Origin of the sequence: Micropruina sp., assembly GCF_047602085.1 — a bacterium.
GTDB lineage: Bacteria > Actinomycetota > Actinomycetes > Propionibacteriales > Propionibacteriaceae > Micropruina.
The window spans coordinates 427,506-442,230 of sequence record NZ_JASGID010000007.1; the positions used below are offsets into that span (position 1 = coordinate 427,506).

Sequence of the window (14,725 nt, forward strand, 5' to 3'; positions counted from 1 at the left end):
CAGTTTTCGTCGAGCCTTCAGCGCGCCCGCAGTGCGTCGATCAACAAGACTCCGAAACCGGCCACGACGACGCCGCTACTGAAGGCGGCGTTGCCCGACATGACGAGGGCGAGGATGCCGGCGATCACCAGCGCGACACCGATCAGCCCGACCACCGAAACGCGGATGCCGCCGGGGCCGCGCCAGGCGGTCGCGCGCGCGAATGGAGACGACCCGGGCGTCGCCTCGTCGCTGGCATGGGCAGGGCCGGCATCGGTGTTCGACGGTTGTTCCATGGTGATCCCTCGGGAGGTCGGCTTGCGTCCGCATGATAGTGAATCCCAGAAGCGGCCGGGGGTCTCGACAGGCTCGACCAGCGGGTATCGGCCGGGGGTTTCGACGGGCTCGACCAGCGGGTATCGGCCGGGGGTTTCGACGGGCTCGACCAGCGGGTGCCGAACGGGTTTGATCAGGCTCGGCCGGCGAGCGGCACCGGCTTGCCCCGCGGCGGTTCACCGAGTGTCCGGGCCGGGTTCTACAGTGATGGGCGTGCCGGAACCCGACGATCTGCTGGCCGCCCTCGACCCCGAGCAGCGGGCCGTGGCGACCACGTTCGGGGTGCCCGTCTGCGTCATCGCGGGGGCTGGCACGGGCAAGACCCGGGCGATCACCCACCGGATCGCCTACGGGTGCGCGATCGGCGCCTACGACCCCCTGGGCGTGCTGGCGGTCACCTTCACCACCCGCGCGGCCGGCGAGCTGCGCGGACGGCTGCGCGACCTGGGCCAACCCCGGGTGCAGGCCCGTACCTTTCACTCCGCGGCGTTGCGCCAGGCCCAGTACTTCTGGCCGGCGGCGATGGGCAGCGAGTTGCCCCGGGTGAGCGACCAGCGGGCCGGTTTGATGGCCGAGGCGGCCGGACGGCAACTCGACCGGCGGGTCGAGTCGGGCACCCTGCGCGACCTGCTCACCGAGATCAGTTGGGCCAAGGTGAGCAATGTGCCGCCGGCTGACTACGCCGAACTGGCCATCGCCGGCGGGCGCGAGGTGGCCGCGGTCGACCCCACCGGGGTGGGTCGCGTCTACGACCGCTACGAACGCCTCAAGGTCGACCGCGGAGTGATCGACTTCGACGACGTGTTGTTGTGCACGGTGGCGCTGCTGTCCGATCACGAGGACGTGCGAGCGCAGGTGCGTCGCGCCTACCGGCACCTAGTGGTCGACGAGTATCAGGACGTCAGCCCGCTGCAGCAGAAGCTGCTGGAGCTGTGGCTGGGCGAGCGCTTTGACCTGTGCGTGGTCGGCGACCCCGCGCAGACGATTCATTCCTTCGCCGGCGCCCGCTCCAGCTATCTCACTCGGTTCGCGGTGCGTCACCCGAACGCCGAGGTGATCCGTCTGGTGCGCGACTACCGGTCGACCAACCAGGTCGTCGAGGTGGCCAACCAGGTGCTGCGAGCCCAAGGCCCGGCCCAGGGCGTCCGACTGGTGGCTCAAGGCGGCGACGGCCCGCCGCCGTTGTTCCGGCAGGCCGAGTCCGAGGTTGAGGAGGCGGCACTGGTGGCCGCCTGGTTGGCGGGGCTGATTCGCGACGGCGTGCCGGCGGCCGAATTGGCCGTGCTGTACCGCATTCACGCCCAGTCTCCGGCCTATGAGGCGGCTTTGTCGTCGGCGCGGGTGCCGTTCGCGCTGCGCAGTTCGGAGGGCTTCTTTCAGCGACAGGAGGTGCGCACCGCGCTGCAGGCGCTGCGGGGTCAGGCGGCGGCGCGGACCGACGACGACCTGGTCACCGTGGTCCGCGGCGTGCTGGCCGGCACCGGTTGGACCGCGGACCCCCCGTCGGGCCAGGGCCAGGCCCGCGAGCGCTGGGAGTCGCTGGCGGCGCTGTTCAGCCTCGCCGAGGACTTCGTCGACCAGCACCCCGTCGCCGGCCTGGCCGACCTGCTGGCCGAACTCGACGAACGCGCCCGCGCCGAGCATGCCCCGCCCGGAGCCGGGGTGACCCTGTCGACCCTGCATGCCGCCAAGGGCCTGGAGTGGACGGGTGTGGCGTTGGTCGGCCTGCAGGAGGGCACCCTGCCGTTCGCCCTGGCCCAATCGCCCGACCAGCTCGCTGAGGAGCGGCGACTGCTCTACGTCGGCATCACCCGAGCCCGGCGTCACCTGTGGTTCTCGTGGGCGCCGACCCGCGGCGGTGGCGGCGTCCGGCGCAAGCCGTCGCGGTTCCTGGACGGCATCCGGCCCGAGGCCAAGCCGGGCAGGCCGGCCCGCGCGGCCGGTCCGAAGGCTAGGGGCCGGAAGGGCCTGAGCTGCCGGGTCTGCGGCCGTCCGCTGGCTCCGGGTGCCGATTTGAAGCTCGGACGGCATGCCGACTGCCCCTCCAGCTACGACGAGAACACGTGGGCACTGCTGTGCGAATGGCGGCGGCAGGAGGCAGCCGAGGCCAACCTGCCCGCCTTCTGCATCTTCACAGACGCCACCCTGATGGCCATCGCCGAGGCCCGCCCAGTCGACGAACGGCAACTGTTGGCCATCGCCGGCGTGGGCCGTCGCAAGGCCGACCAGTACGCCGATGCGGTGTTCGCGATTCTGAGCAACGACTCAGTCGTGCCAGCCGGGCAAGAACTCGGCGAGCACGTCGCGAAACCGGGCCGTGACGTCCAGCTGGGCCAGCACAGCGATTCCGCCTAGCCAAACCCGGTGAATCAGGGCGTACACCGGCGGAATGGTGAGTTTCATGCTCACCCCGTCGCGGGTTGAACTGTTGCGCACGTGCAGAAACTGCTCACGCATCCATGCCCGGTCGAAGTGAAACTCCTCCGAGCGGGCCGGCTCGACGAACGGGGCCAGGTAGCCGAGCAGTTCGCCTGCGTCGATGTCCTTGGCGATGAAGCCCTCGGCGGCCAGGCCGGCGGTCATGGCGGACGCGTCGTCGGCGATCGCCAGTTGAATCAGCCGCCCCATCGCCGGGGGCAGCCCGTCCGGCAACCGGGCGACCAGGCCGAAGTCGACCACGCCGAGCCGTCCGTCGGGCAACACCAGGTAGTTGCCCGGGTGCGGGTCGGCGTGCAGCAAGCCGGCTCGGGCCGGTCCGGCGAAAAGAAAGCGCGCGTACGACAGCCCGACCCGGTTGCGGACGGCCCGTGGCGAGTCGGCGGCCGTGCTCAGCTTGCGGCCGTCCAGCCAGTCGCTGATCAACACCCGCGAAGTGGCGTGGTGTACCTGTGGCACCGTGAACTCGGGGTCACCGGCGAAGGCCGCGGCGGCCTGGCTCTGGTGCTGCGCCTCCAGGGTGTAGTCGACCTCTTCGGAGATGCGGGCAGCCAGCTCGCGGCTGATCGTCACCACGTCGACGCCACCGGCCAGCGGCGCCACCACGCCCGCGAGTCGTTCGATCTGCCGCAGGTCGGAGCGCAGCGCCTGGTCGGCCCCGGGGTATTGCACCTTGATCGCGACCGGACGGCCCCCGGTCAACACGGCGCGATGCACCTGCCCGATCGACGCCGCGGCCGCAGGACGCAGGTCGATCGACTCGAACCGGTCGCGCCAACCGGGGCCGAGTTCGTTGCGCAGCACCGTCTGCACCCGTGACGAGGGCAGCGGGGGAGCAGAATCCTGCAACTTGGCCAATTGATGCCGGTAGGGTGCGGCGACCTCTTCGGGCAGGAACGCCTCGAACATGCTCAGCGCCTGGCCGAACTTCATCGCTCCGCCCTTGAGTTCGCCGAGCACGCTGAACAGTTGTTCGGCGGCCGCGCCGCGTAGTTCGCGTTCGACCTGGTCGGCGTCCGCGCCCAAGAGCCGGCGGCTCAACCCGACTGCCTGCCGTTGCGCAGCGCCCAGCGGCAACTGCAGCATCCGTGAGGCCCGGGCGAACGACGAGGTGGGCAGGCCGCCGCTCTGCCGTTCGGGGTCATCGGTGCCGGTCACTGGCCCATTGTGCCAACCGCCGCCAGCGGCCCGGACGGGCGGGTTCGGTGGTCAGCCGTAGTCGAGACAGCCGCACGCCGGGTGGGCGCGCACCGGACGCACCCGCACGTGCCGGTCGGCGGTGAGTTCGAGGGCCGCGCCCAGGGAATCGGGGAGTGCTCCTTCAAGCCAGCCCAACGCGTGCAGCGCGCCGGTGCTGGCTGCCCAGGCCAGTTGCAGCCGCGGCGCCGCGGCCCGTTCTCGGCAGAGCTGGGCCAGCAGCCGAGGCCAGGCCGGGTCGGCCGCGGCACGGTTGAGATCTTCACACCGGTGGCACGGGGACCGTCCGGGAGCCACCAGCGGCCCGACCGTTGCCCCCAGATCACTGGCCCGCACCACCAGGAACGGCTGCCCGTCGGTGACCAACTGGCTGAGTATGCTCCGGTCGGCCTCGGCCGCCTGGGCAGCGACCACCGTGATGCCGGCGCCGGCGGCCCGGTAGCCCCAGTGGCCGGCGTACTGCAGCCGGTCGGGGTAGCGGTTCTGCAGCCCCAGCACGGCTCGCGGGGTGCCGGACGCCCCGGGCCAGACCAGCCGCACCGGTGTGCTCATCTGCTGCAGCAGCAGTTCGGCGATCAGCGTGGCGAGTCGGCCCCGTCCGATCACCGCGACCGGCCCCGGGTCGGCAGCGGGGCGATGCAACAAATCGGAACGCTGCAGCAGACCCAGCAGCCGGTCGAGCCAGTGGTCGGCATGCTGGCCCCCGATGTGCAGCAACTCGTCCCTCGTGCGGGGCTTGACCAGGGCTTCGATCACGGGCTCCATGCCCGGTGCGGGCTGATCGATCAGCACGCCGCCGGGTGGTTCCAGGCCGAGCTGCAGCCGCTGGTCTGATCGCCACAGCGTGACCAGTGGCGCGGACAGTTGCCAGCTCTCGTTGTGCACACCCGTCATGGTGGGCATCGGAGGGTGGCGACACGCCGAGCCGGGGTCAACGGACAACACCTACGAGTCAATTGACAACACCCGAGGGATCGTCCGGACATGCCACGAGCGCCGCACCCGGCAATCGGGCGCGGCGCTCGTGGAAGAAGTTCAGGCCTTGGGCAGGAAGCGGGTCAGGTTCGTACCGCACGTGGGGCACTTGGCCTTGGCGATCCGGGTTCCCTTCGCGTTCACCGTCACGTCGCCGGTGGCGTCGCGGTGGTCCTTGCACTTCACGCAGTAGAACGAACCGCTGTAGGTCTCGTCGGCCACGTTATTTCCTCCTGTTGGATGGGTGCGCTGGGGCAACCACAGCGCGCTTGCCGGTTCAGCATACGGCACGGGCGGCTGTGGACGGCCACCTTCGACGGTTGCGTTGGCCGAGGTGCCACACCTGGGAAGCAAAACGAGGCCCTCGACCGGTTTCCGCTTGCCTTCCCCTGCGAGCGGCGCGTGCCTGAGGGCCTCGCCGCCTAGACGGTAGTGGGGTCGCGACTGGGCAGTCAACACGGGCGAACGTGTCAGTGCCCACGATTACGCTTCTGGGCATGGGTTCGGAGCACTACCAGGTGCGGCGCAGCGCGCGGCGGCGCACCACGATGGGCATCATGCGCGAACGGGGCACGCTGGTGGTGGTCGTGCCCGAGCGAATGACGCGCCAACAAGAACGGGAACTCGTACCCGCCTTCGTCTCGCGTTACCTCGAACATGAGGCGGCGCGCCGGCCACCGGTGGGCGATCGCGAGCTCACCCATCGGGCGCGCGCGCTCTTCGCTGCCCACCTGGCCGAGCCCGGCGGCGAGCCGCCGTCGTTGAGCGTCACCTGGTCGGCCCGTCAGCAGCAGCGCTGGGGCTCGTGCACCACCGCGACCGGTGAAATCAGGATCTCCGACCGGCTGCAGGCCATGCCCGACTGGGTCACCGACTATGTGCTGGTGCACGAGTTGACCCACCTGATCGAACGCACCCACTCCCGGCGCTTTCACGAGTTGGTGGCCCGCTACCCCCACAGTGAGCGCGCCAAGGGCTTTCTCGAGGGTTGGCAGAGCGCCCAGAACCTGCCCGCGTCCGGCTGCTGAGCGGGGCTGCGCAACACGACTGGACGCGCTCGGGCTCGACCAGCGATTGATCAGTGCTGGTTGAGCTTGTCGAAACCCCTTTCCCCGGTGTGGTGACCGAGGTCTCGACGGGCTTGACCGGCGACTTGCGAGGTCTCGACGGGCTCGACCGGCGACTTCCGAGGTCTCGACAGGCTCGACCAGCGATTCCCGAGGTCTCGACGGGCTCGACCAGCGAAGATCAGCTCAGCCGAGGCGCGTCGGCTGGGAGCGGCTACCGGCTCCCGCCCTCTTCGTCCAACAGCTTGGCCAACTCGGCGTCCAGGTCGTCCGGCCCGGCGGCTTGGTGCCCGTGCTCGGCATAGCCGAGCGGATCGTCGAGATCGGCAGAGGTCGGAATCAGATCGGGGTGTCGCCAGGACGCGTCACGCGCCTGGGCGCCGCGGGTGGCCCGCGTCGCAGCCCACAGGTTGGCCGCGTCACGGGTGCGGCGGGGGCGTAACTCCAGGCCGACCAGCGCCTTGAGTGCCGCCTCGGCCGGGCCGCCGGCTGCCCGCCGGCGCCGCACCACCTCGGTGAGCGCGGCTCCCTTGGGCATCCAGCGGCTCATGGTGTGCCCGACCACCTCGTCGACCCAGCCCTCCACCAGGGCCAGCAGCGTTTCGAGGCGCTCCAGCACCTCGGCCTGCTCGGGGGTGACCGCCGGCTCGAACAGCGTGCCGGCCAGCGCCTGCCCCGCCCGCTCCAGGTCGTCGGCACTCATCGCGGCGCTCAGTTGCGACTCGATGGCCTCTTCCAGCGCCGTGATGTCAATGGTGATGTCGCGGGCGTAGTGCTCGACCAGGGCGTGCAATTGCGGGCCCAGCCAGCCGACCGCCGCGAACAGCCGCTGCCGCGCCGTCTCGCGCAGCGCGAGGAACAGCAGCACGTCGGCGGCGGTCACGTTCTCGAGTTCGGCCCCGAACGCCTCGATGTTGGTGGGCAGCAGCGCCACCTGGGGTCTTTCACCCAGCGGCAGCCCGATGTCGCTGACGCTCAGCACCTCGGTGGCCAGGCTGCCTAGCGACTGGCCGACCTGGGCGGCGAACATGCCGGACGCCGCCGCCCGCACCATCGGCTTCATGAACTCCTCACCCGGGCCGGCCTCGCGGGCCATCAGCGAGCCGAGCGCCGCCGACAGGCTGGCGACGATGGGATTGCTGAGCTGCTGCCAGGTGGCGAAGGTGTTCTCGACCCATTCGGCCCGGCTCCAGGCCACCGCGGGTGCGCTGAGCCGTGGAAACGTGGTCTGCTCGTCGAGCCACAGCTCGGCGAGTCCCACCGCGTCGCGCAGCTTGGCCACCTCGGAGGGGGTCGGTGTCGTGTCGGGACCCTTGGCCGCGGTTACCCGGCGAGCAATGTCATGGGTGAAGGTCCAGTTCATGCCGCTGGCCGGGTCGGTGGGGCCGAAACCGGCCATCTGGGTCTGGAACTGCGACATCACTGACTGCAGCCGCTGGGTGATGGCGGCGAGGTCGAACTCGCCGTCCGGGCCGGGAGTGATGCCGAACTGGGCGAGAAACTGGGCCAGCGGGTTCTCCTCGGGGCGATCGCCGCCCTGGCCGGGGAGGTCCGGGTCGTTGGCCATGACTGACTCCTGATGGTCGGTGGTGGTGTGGGCCGCAGTGCCGGGGCGACTGCGGCGGTACGAAACCCATTGTCCCGCACATCGCAAGGTGTGGGGTGGGCTGAACGCCCAGGTGGCGTCCGGTAGTCTCGGCCGGGTGACCAAGCAGACGTGGACGGCGGCCGTCTCGGCGGTGCTGTTCGTGGCGTTGGCCGCTGTCGTGTCGCTGGTGCCGGTGCCGTTCGTGAGCTGGTCGCCCGGCGCGACGGTCAACCTGTTCGAGGCGGTGGACGGCCAGCCGCGGGTCGACATTCAGGGCGTGGAAACCTACCCGACCACCGGGCAATTGCGGCTTACCACGGTGTCGGTGACCCGGGTGGACAGCCGGCTCACCCTGCCCGAGGCGCTGCTGTCGTACTGGCTGTCGGCGCGCGAGGTACTGCCCCGTGAGGCGGTGTACCCGGCCGGTGTCAGCACCGACGAGATCCAGGCCCGCGAAGCGCAGAGCATGGACAACTCGCAATCGGCAGCGGTCGCGGCGGGCCTTCGGGCCGCTGGCGAGAAGGTCGTGGAGTACCCGATGGTGCAGGCGGTGTCAAACGGCAGCCCGGCTGACGGCAAGCTGAAGCCCGGTGACTTCATTGTGCGCATCGACAACAAGGTGGTCTCGACCATCGACGCGGTGCGGCGCGCCATCCAGTCCCACGAGGTCGGCCAGGCCATCGTGTTCACGGTGCTGCGCGACGGCCAGCAGGCCACTGAGACCGTCACCGGGGTGGCGTCCAACACCAACCCGACGAGCCCGGTCGTGGGCATCAACCTGGCCGTCGGGTACTCCTACGAACCCACGGTGGTCTTTCGCATCGACGCTGGCATCGGCGGCCCGAGCGCGGGGTTGATGTTCGCGCTGGCCGTCTACGACCTGGTGACCCCCGCCGACCTGATCGCCGGACGAGCGGTGGCCGGCACCGGCACCATCACCGGCGATGGCACGGTGGGCGCGATCGGCGGTATTCAAGAGAAGATCGCCGGGGCGGAGGCGGCCGGAGCCACCATCTTTCTGGTGCCCGCGGCCAACTGCGACGATGTTCGTGAACTATCGACGCCGGTGCGGCTGGTCCGGGTTGAAACTCTGGCGCAGGCCATCACGGCGCTACGCACCCTCAGCGACCCGGCCACGGCCGATTCGGTGCAGGGGTGCGCGTGACTGTGTCGGACGCCCTCGTGGCCAGCCTGATCGAGATCGAGCGGCACGTCGGTGGGCTGGGCTGGGACCAGCCGTCCCGGCTGTTCGCGCTGGTGCCGACAGCCGATCTGATCGCGGCAGAACCGCAGTTGGCCGAGCATCTCACCGGTGGCACCGAACCCCAGCCCGGGCAACTGTCGGCAATCGAGCAGGAGGGGTTCGCGGCGGGTGCCGATCTGGGCGACGCGCTCGCCCGGATCACCTGGCCGGCCAGCGTGCACGGTGTCGCACTCAGCCTGGAGCGGTTTTTCCTGCCAGGCCGGGCGGATGCCGGCCTGCCGTCCGGGTCGGCGGGTGCCGAGCAGGCTCGCCAGCACCCCGAACGCCAAGAGGTTCGCGTCGTGGCCGGGGTGCTCAGGGGTGACGCCGGGTACGGTGTGGCCCGGCTGCGCAGCCACCCCGACGAACTGTTGTCGGGTAGCGATCTGGTGCCCGGCCTGACTGCTGCCCTGTCACGTACATTGGATTGACGTTTGAGCGAGGAGACTTCCCCCGTGAGCCTGTCGACAAGCATTCATCGTCGATCGCCGCTATTGCTCACCCTGGCCATCGCCGCCGTGGCGGTGGTCGTGTTCGCGGTGTTCACCCAGGTGTGGACCGACAAGCTGTGGTTCGACTCGATGGGTTTCGGCACGGTGTTCACCACCGAACTGATCACCCGGCTGGCACTGTTCGTCGGCATCGGGGGCGTGATGGCGCTGTTGATCGGCGGCAATATGTGGCTGGCCATCCGGCTGCGCCCGCAGGGCAGCCGTCAGGGCGACAGTGCCGTGCTCGACGCCTACCGGCGTTTGCTCGAGAAGAACACCCGCATCGCAGTGCTCGTTCCGGCCGTAGCGCTGGGCGTACTGGCCGGCATATCGGCCACCGCTGAGGTGCTGCCGGTGCTGGGGTGGCTGCACGCGGCACCCTTTGGCAAGACCGACCCCAGCTTCGGCCTCGACTACCGGTTTTACGTCTTCGAGTTTCCGATCTGGCAGAGTCTGCTGAGCTTTGTGCTGGCTGCGGTGGCGTTCAGCCTGGTCGCATCACTGATCGTGCATTTCGCCACCGGGGGACTGCGCGCGGTGCGCACCCTGGGCCGTCCGCAACTGAGCCCGGCGGCCCGCGTGCACCTGTCGGTGCTGGCTGGTGTGTTGTTGGTGCTGTACGGCCTGCAGTGCCTGCTCGACCGGTACGGCCTGCTGCTCAGCCAGGGCACGCTGTTCACCGGCGTCCACTACACCGACGACCACGCCCGGATGGGCGCCAAGCTGGTCATGGCGGTGATCTCCTTTCTGGTCGCCGCCCTGTTCTTCGCCAACCCGATCGTCAAGCGCACCATCTACCCGGCCGCCGCAGTGGTGCTGATGGTGATCTCTGGGCTGATCCTCACCCTGATCTACCCGGCCGTGGTGCAGTCGTTCGTGGTCGCGCCCAACCAGCCCGACAAAGAGAACCCGTACATGCAGTCGCACATCGACATGACTCGCGACGCCTTCGGCATCGCCGACACCGAGGTGACCGAGTACGAGGCGGTCACTCAGGTGAAGGCCGGCCAGCTCAAGTCGGACGCCGAGGCGCTGCCCGGCATTCGGTTGATGGACCCGGCCGTGATCGGCCCCACGTTCGAACAGTTGCAGCAAGTGCGCGGCTACTACACCTTTCCAGAGACGCTGGATGTCGACCGCTACACCATCGACGGCACCGAGACCGATGTGGTGGTGGCTGCCCGAGAGATGAACCTGGCCGGGGTGCCCGACCAGAACTGGAACAACATCCACACCGTCTACACCCACGGCTACGGCCTGGTGATCGCCTACGGCAACCGCCGCCAGGCCATGGGTGAGCCGGAGTGGATCGTCCGTGACATTCCGCCGGTCGGCAAGCTGCCTGATCACGAATCGCGCATCTACTTCGGCGAGCAGTCCACGCAGTACGCGATCGTCGGACGCGAGGAGGGGCAGGAGCCGATCGAACTCGACACTCCCAACGCCAAGTCGAACGTGTACACCGGCAAGGGCGGGGTGTCGATCGGTGACGCGTTCACCCGCGCGCTGTACGCGGCGCGGTTCATGGACATCAACTTGCTGTTGTCAGACCGGGTGAACAGCCAGTCCAAGATCCTGTACAACCGCACACCCAAAGAGCGGGTGCAGGAGGTGGCTCCCTGGCTGACCGTCGACTCCAACGTCTACCCGGCCGTGGTGGACGGTCGCACGGTGTGGATTGTCGACGGTTACACCACCTCAAGTAGCTACCCCAACAGCGAGCTGGTCAACCTGCGCGACTCCGCGGCCGACACCCAGTCGCGTTCGGTCGGCACGCAGGTCGACCAGAACATCAACTACATTCGTAACTCGGTCAAGGCGGTGGTGGACGCCTACGACGGCACGGTCACCCTGTACGCCTGGGACGAGTCCGACCCGATTCTGCAGGCCTACGCGCAGGCATTCGCGGGCACGGTGCAGCCCAAGAGCGCGATCAGTCCCGACTTGCTCAGCCACCTGCGCTACCCCGAAGACCTGTTCAAGGTGCAGCGCGAGATTCTCGGTCGCTACCACATGACCGACCCCTACACCTGGTACGCGCAGTCCGACCTGTGGCAGGTGCCGAACAACCCGGTGAACTCGAACAGCGACGCCAAAGAGCCGCCGTACTACCTGAGCATCAAGTGGCCCGGCGATGCCAACCCGGTGTTCAGCCAGACCACGGTGTTCGTGCCTCGGGGGCGTTCCAACCTGGCCAGCTACCTGGCGGTGGTGGCCGAGGCGACCAGCCCCGACTACGGCAAATTACGGGTGTTGCGAATGTCTGACACCCATCAGATCGACGGGCCGGGCCAGACCTTCAACGCCATCAACAACGACCAGAAGGTCGCCGAGATGCTGCGTCCCTACCTCAACCAGGGCGCATCGTCGGCCACCTACGGCAACCTGTTGACGCTGCCGATGGGCAACGGGCTGCTTTATGTGGCGCCGATCTACACCATGCGGCAGGGCAACACCGGGTCGTACCCGGCGCTGGCCTACGTCGTGGTGCGGTTCGGTTCGTACGTGGGCATCGGCTCCACGCTGCAAGAGGCGCTCGACAAGGTGTTCGCCGGCGATGCCGGAGCCACCACCGGCGAGAAACCCACCGGCACCGGCACCGGCACCAGCACCGCGTCGCCGAGCACTACGGCCTCACCCACGACCAGCCCCACCGGCTCGGCCACGGCCAACCCGCAGGCGGTGGCGCTGTTGGCCAAAGCGCAGGCCGCTTTCGAGGCCGCCGATACGGCTCTGCGCAACGGCGACCTGGCCACCTACCAGAGCAAGGTCGATGAGGCCAAGGCGGCTCTGGCCGAGGCGCTCAAGCTGATGGGTCGCTGACCACCTCGGGGTTGAGGCCGCCGGCCCGCAGGCCGTCGACCAGAACCGACGCGTCGCCCACTACCACCAGGCTGAGCCGGTCGGGCCGCAGCAGTTCGGCAACGACTTCGGTCGCCTGCTCGGGCGTCACCTGTCGCAGCGCGTCAGCATGGCGGTTGACGAAGTCCGCGTCGAGCCCCACCTCGACCAGGGCGGCGACCTGGTCGGTGATGCCGGCCGCGGTGGCGCAGCGCAGCGGGGTGATGCCGATCAGAAAGTTGAGCGCATCGGCGAGTTCGCCGGCGCCGATCGCCCGGTCTCCGTCCACCCTGATCAGGTCGCGGGCCTCGGCCACGGCCGCCGCCGCCACCTCGGTGCGAAAAGACGCGTGCATGGCAAGCAGGCCACCATGTCTGGCCGGGACGTTCGACAACTGCACACCGTAGGTGTAGCCGCGTTCTTCGCGCAGCACCCGGTTGAGCCGGCTGAGAAAGCCGCCGCCCAGCACGAACGCGCCCAGCCGCAATGCCGGCCAGCGCGGGTCGGTGCGATCGATGCCGAAGGTGCCCAGGCGCACATCGGCCTGCACGGCTCCCGGCCGGTCGATCACCAGCACCTGCGGACGGCCCGGCTCGGGCCGGTCGGCGCGCACAGCGGGCACCGGGTGCTGCCAGCGGCCGAAGGCGTCCGCCACGGTGGGCAGCGGGTCGGTGGAGAAGTCGCCGGCCAGCACCAGTGTGGCCCGGGACGGCCCGTAGTGGGCGTCGTAGTGGCCCCGCAGAGCGGCGGTGGAGAGCTCAGCGATCGTGACGGAGGTGCCCGCTGTGGGGTGCGACGCGCGGAAGGAGGCGTCGATGACAACGCCGCGAAAGGCCTCCGCCCCACGATGAGCCGGGTGGGCCCGGTGCTGCTCGATCTCGGCCAGCCGTAGTTCGACGTGACGGCGGACGTCCGCTTCGTCCAGGGCCGGCTCCAGCACCGCTTCGGCGAACAACGACAGCGCGTCGGCGAACCGGGTGGTGGGCACCTCGAGGCTGATATGGGTGGCGGCGTGGCCGACCCCGCCGCCGAACACCGCGCCGTGATTCTCGAGTTGCTCGGCGAAGTCGGTGCCCGGGTGGGAAAGCGTGCCCTCGTCGAGGCAGCGCTGCAGAATTGCCCGAAACCCCCTCAAGGGCGGCGGGCTCGGCGTTCAGCGGCAGATCGATCACCATAGTGGCGTTGATCAGGTGCTGGCCGGGACGGTGGAACGCCTGCACCGCCATGCCGTTGGGCAGCCGCGAGGTGTCTGGGGAGGGGAACGTCCAGGGCTGCGGGGGAGCGATCACCGGGCGGTTCATGCCGGCGCCTTTCGATAGGTGAGCACGGCTCGCTGGTCGGGCGCCAGCCAGGCGGCCGCGGCCTCGGCGACCTGCCCGACGGTGAGCGCACGCACCTCGTCGAGGCGCCGGTTCACCGCGTCGGGATCGCCGTGCAGCGTGGCGTAACAACTGAACAGGTCGGCCCGGCTGTCGAACCGGGCCAGTTCGCCCAGCCACATTCGCTCGTACTGGGCCTTCACCCGGTCGACCTCGGCGGTGGTCGGCCCGTCGGCGATGAACCGGGCGAGTTCGGCCACGATTGCCTCCTCCAGCCGCTCAGCACCTACCTCCGGCAACGCGCGGGCGTGGGCGAAGCCGATGCTGGTGCCACCGATCAGCCCGGTGGCCGACGCACCCGCTCCTTCAGCGATCCGATCGGCGCGTACCAGCCGGCGATGCAGCCTCGAGGTCTGCCCGTCGCCCAGCACCGACAGGGCAACCTCGACGGCATCGAAGGCCGGGGTGTCGCGGGTGGGCAGTCGCCAGGTCAGGTAGGTCGCATCCGACGGCACGGCCGCCGACACCGTCCGTCGCGGGACCGCGGCCAGCGGCGGAAGCGGGAGGGTCTCGGCACGGGTTGGTGTGCCGGCTCGGGGGAGCCTTTCGAACGCCCGGCGTACCCGTTCGAGTGCGTCGTCGGGGTGCACGTCGCCGACCAGGGTGAGCACGGCGTTGTTCGGGGCGTAGTGAGTGGCAAAGAACGCCCGCGCGTCGTCGAGGGTGGCTGCGGCGAGATCGTCCATCGACCCGATGGTGGCATGACCATAGGGGTGATCGGCCGGAAAGGTGAGTTGCACCAGGTGGATCAGGACGTCGCCGTAGGGCACGTTGTCGTAGCGTTGGCGCTTCTCTTCCATCACCACGTCGCGCTGGTTGTCGAGGTTGTGTTGCGTGACGTCGAGGCTGGCGAGCCGCTCGGCTTCGAGCCACAGGGCGAGGTCGAGGGCGCCGGTGGGAACGGTCTCGAAGTAGTTGGTGCGGTCGAACCAGGTGGTGGCATTGGCCGATCCGCCCACCGACTGAATGGCCGCCAGGTGCTCCCCGGGGCCGACCTGTGCCGAGCCCTCGAACATCAGGTGTTCGAACAGGTGGGCGAGCCCGGTGCGGCCGGGGCGTTCGTCGCGCGAGCCGACGTCATACCAGAGGTTGAGGGCCACCACCGGCACGGTGACATCGGGGTTGACGATCACCCGAAGGCCGTTGTCGAGTGTGGCCTGATGCAGTGAGTAGCGGACGACCGTGGCCATGTG

At 69.4% G+C, this 14,725-nt stretch carries 12 protein-coding genes; 5 read left to right on the forward strand and 7 right to left on the reverse strand.

All coding sequences use genetic code 11. The features are described 5' to 3' along the window. Positions 1-17 precede the first annotated feature (17 nt). Complete coding sequence (locus tag QM721_RS14450; protein ID WP_415123206.1) at positions 18-275, reverse strand: hypothetical protein; 258 nt, start codon at positions 273-275, stop codon at positions 18-20. Positions 276-522: 247 nt separating this feature from the next. Between QM721_RS14450 and QM721_RS14455 the strand changes: the two genes are divergently transcribed. Then, positions 523-2,670 (forward strand): ATP-dependent DNA helicase UvrD2, encoded by a 2,148-nt coding sequence (locus tag QM721_RS14455; protein WP_415123208.1) that lies wholly within the window; start codon positions 523-525, stop codon positions 2,668-2,670. Here the strand turns inward: QM721_RS14455 and QM721_RS14460 are convergent. From QM721_RS14460 to QM721_RS14470, 3 genes are all read right to left on the reverse strand, one after another. After that, entirely contained in the window at positions 2,581-3,909 is a 1,329-nt protein-coding gene (locus QM721_RS14460) for an ABC1 kinase family protein (RefSeq protein ID WP_415123210.1), read from the reverse strand. The genes QM721_RS14455 and QM721_RS14460 overlap by 90 nt on opposite strands. A gap of 51 nt (positions 3,910-3,960) precedes the next feature. Then, positions 3,961-4,851 carry a hypothetical protein gene (locus QM721_RS14465; RefSeq protein ID WP_415123212.1) on the reverse strand — a complete coding sequence of 297 codons (891 nt, stop codon included), beginning with the start codon at positions 4,849-4,851 and terminating at the stop codon, positions 3,961-3,963. A 132-nt stretch (positions 4,852-4,983) separates the two neighbouring features. Continuing rightward, positions 4,984-5,145, reverse strand: coding sequence for a DUF5679 domain-containing protein (locus tag QM721_RS14470; RefSeq protein WP_415123214.1), 162 nt, complete (start codon positions 5,143-5,145; stop codon positions 4,984-4,986). Between the two features lie 275 nt (positions 5,146-5,420). Between QM721_RS14470 and QM721_RS14475 the strand changes: the two genes are divergently transcribed. Then, entirely contained in the window at positions 5,421-5,951 is a 531-nt protein-coding gene (locus tag QM721_RS14475) for a M48 family metallopeptidase (protein ID WP_415123216.1), read from the forward strand. A gap of 253 nt (positions 5,952-6,204) precedes the next feature. On the opposite strand, the gene QM721_RS14480 is transcribed toward QM721_RS14475, so the two are convergent. Beyond that, entirely contained in the window at positions 6,205-7,557 is a 1,353-nt protein-coding gene (locus tag QM721_RS14480) for a zinc-dependent metalloprotease (RefSeq protein WP_415123218.1), read from the reverse strand. Positions 7,558-7,693: 136 nt separating this feature from the next. On the opposite strand from QM721_RS14480, the gene QM721_RS14485 reads away from it, so the two are divergent. Genes QM721_RS14485 through QM721_RS14495 form a run of 3 tightly spaced genes read left to right on the forward strand, consistent with a single transcriptional unit; the run spans position 7,694 to position 12,135 of the window. Beyond that, positions 7,694-8,743, forward strand: coding sequence for a PDZ domain-containing protein (locus QM721_RS14485; protein ID WP_415123220.1), 1,050 nt, complete (start codon positions 7,694-7,696; stop codon positions 8,741-8,743). Continuing rightward, positions 8,740-9,252, forward strand: a complete 513-nt coding sequence (locus QM721_RS14490; RefSeq protein ID WP_415123222.1) for a PPA1309 family protein — start codon at positions 8,740-8,742, stop codon at positions 9,250-9,252. The genes QM721_RS14485 and QM721_RS14490 overlap by 4 nt, the downstream gene beginning before the upstream one ends. 24 nt (positions 9,253-9,276) lie before the next feature. Then, positions 9,277-12,135 (forward strand): UPF0182 family protein, encoded by a 2,859-nt coding sequence (locus QM721_RS14495; RefSeq protein ID WP_415123224.1) that lies wholly within the window; start codon positions 9,277-9,279, stop codon positions 12,133-12,135. Here QM721_RS14495 and QM721_RS14500 read toward each other — a convergent pair. Together QM721_RS14500 and QM721_RS14505 are read right to left on the reverse strand one after the other, a co-directional pair. Continuing rightward, positions 12,116-13,288 (reverse strand): M16 family metallopeptidase, encoded by a 1,173-nt coding sequence (locus tag QM721_RS14500; protein ID WP_415123226.1) that lies wholly within the window; start codon positions 13,286-13,288, stop codon positions 12,116-12,118. The genes QM721_RS14495 and QM721_RS14500 overlap by 20 nt on opposite strands. Positions 13,289-13,450: 162 nt before the next feature. Then, a complete protein-coding gene (locus tag QM721_RS14505; RefSeq protein WP_415123228.1) occupies positions 13,451-14,722 on the reverse strand; it encodes a M16 family metallopeptidase in 1,272 nt (423 codons plus the stop codon). Positions 14,723-14,725: the final 3 nt, after the last annotated feature.